Consider the following 2,240-nt stretch of genomic DNA (forward strand, 5'->3'; position numbering starts at 1 on the left):
CTCCCTGAGTTTTTCATCGCACAAAGCGCCATTTTGATCTCGCACGCCATATTTGGCGGTGCCGATCTGCATGACAATGTCTGCTCCACCTTCCAAATGATAAGGCGACAATCCTCCTTCGCCGGTATTCATCCAACAACCAACGATCTTTGCACCCTTCGACAGCGCCAGTACCGCCGGAGACGACAGTGCGCCAAAGCTCATCCCCGAAATGTTGAAGAAAGATGGCGCTTGATAAGGGACGCGGCAATTGGGCCCGATTTCAAGCAACTGCATCTCGACCGCATCTTCATTCAGCATCGGAAAGGCACAGTTCATGAAAATCGCGGTGCCGACAGGCGTCAGGTTTTTTGTCGAACCAAATGCGATGGTATTGTCATTTGGGTGGGTCGCCCGGTCCACCCAATCGCGTTCTGCGCGATTGAAGGGCATTTCCTCGCGGTCCATTGCAAAGAAATATTGCCTGAAAAACTCGCCCAACGATGTGAATAAAGAACGAAAACGACCAATGACAGGATAGTTTCGCCTGACCGCGTCTTTCGTTTGTGTAATATCCACGACAAACAAAATGATCGCCAGAAGAACTATCACACCGATGGTAAATATGAATATGCTTGATAGTAGATCAATCCGATTCATGGCGGCATCATCCTTTGCCGAAGCGTTTTAGAACGCGATAAATAATCATTATGGTTTCAACCGATCATGATGATGGTCCATGCAATATTACTCGACGCTTAGGCTTTCGATTTTCGCGTCCAAATCGATGTGACGGATCGCCAGGACGTCATTGCCCGTCTCATAAAGCTCTGAGTCTACCGCACCCGCCGCGTTCAAATCGGCCAGCTTTTGGTCTCGTTCACGCAGCATGCCAGCTATCTCGTCTCGGTAAAGCGCAACCATGGCGGTAAGAAAGCGATTGACTGTCTTGTCTTCGGGAGTCGCATCGACATTGTAACGATCAAGATGCGAAATCATTGTGGGGGCGGGATACATGAATTCATCAGTGACCCAGCGGTTGGTCGCAAACCAGGCAATGGGTATGCCCTGATGGTCAATTGACAGGCCAGCAATATGCGCGACGAAAGCCAGCGCTTCCTCGCCCGCTTGCGGTTGCGCGAAAGGAACAGCGTCATCGTCCATCTGGGTTCGGTGCAAAAAAAGATGGAAATGGCCGTGTTCCGCAGGATCCCGGTCGCCAGGAGCATGGACATGATAATACCAGCGGGAGCGTGTTATTTCATCGCGAGCATCATCGTCTGGATAATGCTCCCACAAATGGACATCTGTTTCCGGCAAAACGCGCTGCATCAAGGGGCGGCCTTCGCTGGCCATCTGCGTGATGGTTTCGATGACGACATTTGCCGCTGCTGATATGTCCATGCACAGATTACCTTTCAAACTCTGGTGGCCGACGACGGATTGCACCGCCGACGACCATAAGAGCCAAATCCCGAGAGCCGCAATCAGGCTTTAGGCGCGCACGCTTTTGGTGCGCAATCAGACGCCGAACAAGGCTTGGCACCGCACGGCTTCGCTCCGCATTTTTTAGCGCCGCATGTTGCAGCCGCGCATGTGTGTGCTGCACAAGCCGCCGGAGCGCAAGTAGAAGCCGCACAGCCGCTTGCTGCACAATCCGTCGCAGCACATGGCTTTGCTGCGCAAGGCATAGCTGCGCACGCTTTGGCGGTACAGGAAGCGGCAGGCTTTTTATGGCGGCCTCCGCATTTGGCATTGGCCGCGCTGGGTACGGCAGCCATTGCGGTGGCAAGACCGCCCGCGACAATGAGCATCGATGTAAGTTTTGACATTCTCATTTTGAATTCCTCTTTTCTAGCAGGGGCTTGGGAGGATTCCCAAGCCCCTGTTTGTGCTGCAAGCGTCACGGAATGCAAATCAAGTGCTAGGGGTCAGCCCGCATTATGTCCGCAACGAGAATGCGCGAATTAAGGCTTTGGTGCGCAGCCTTTGGCAGCACAGGGTTTGGCGCCACACGATTTGGGAGCACAGCCTTTTGCAGCGCAGGGCTTCGCTGCACAAGGTTTGGCACCGCAAGGCTTAGCAGTACATCCCAATGCGGCACAGTTGGCGGCCGCACAACCGGCGACCGATCCGTCAGCGGAAAGTTCGCTTGAAACTTCGGTCGTATCCTCGGCCGCTGTTTCATCGGCATTGGAACAGGCACTGGTTGCAATCGCAAGTCCGCCAGCAACCGCGAGCATTGACGCAAGTTTGAGTGT

At 53.7% G+C, this 2,240-nt stretch carries 3 protein-coding genes; 1 reads left to right on the forward strand and 2 read right to left on the reverse strand.

The features are described from left to right. Both ACEW72_RS10550 and ACEW72_RS10555 read right to left on the reverse strand, forming a co-directional pair. Positions 1 to 639, reverse strand: a 639-nt coding sequence (locus ACEW72_RS10550) for a glutamate synthase-related protein (RefSeq protein WP_373476342.1), incomplete at its 3' end; no start/stop codon positions are given. An 87-nt stretch (positions 640 to 726) separates the two neighbouring features. Continuing rightward, positions 727 to 1,383 carry a hypothetical protein gene (locus ACEW72_RS10555; RefSeq protein WP_373476343.1) on the reverse strand — a complete coding sequence of 219 codons (657 nt, stop codon included), beginning with the start codon at positions 1,381 to 1,383 and terminating at the stop codon, positions 727 to 729. Between the two features lie 600 nt (positions 1,384 to 1,983). On the opposite strand from ACEW72_RS10555, the gene ACEW72_RS10560 reads away from it, so the two are divergent. After that, the coding region (locus ACEW72_RS10560) for a hypothetical protein (RefSeq protein WP_373476344.1) at positions 1,984 to 2,240 on the forward strand (257 nt) is incomplete at its 3' end.

Origin of the sequence: Sphingorhabdus sp. (genome assembly GCF_041737645.1) — a bacterium.
Taxonomy (GTDB): domain Bacteria; phylum Pseudomonadota; class Alphaproteobacteria; order Sphingomonadales; family Sphingomonadaceae; genus Sphingorhabdus_B.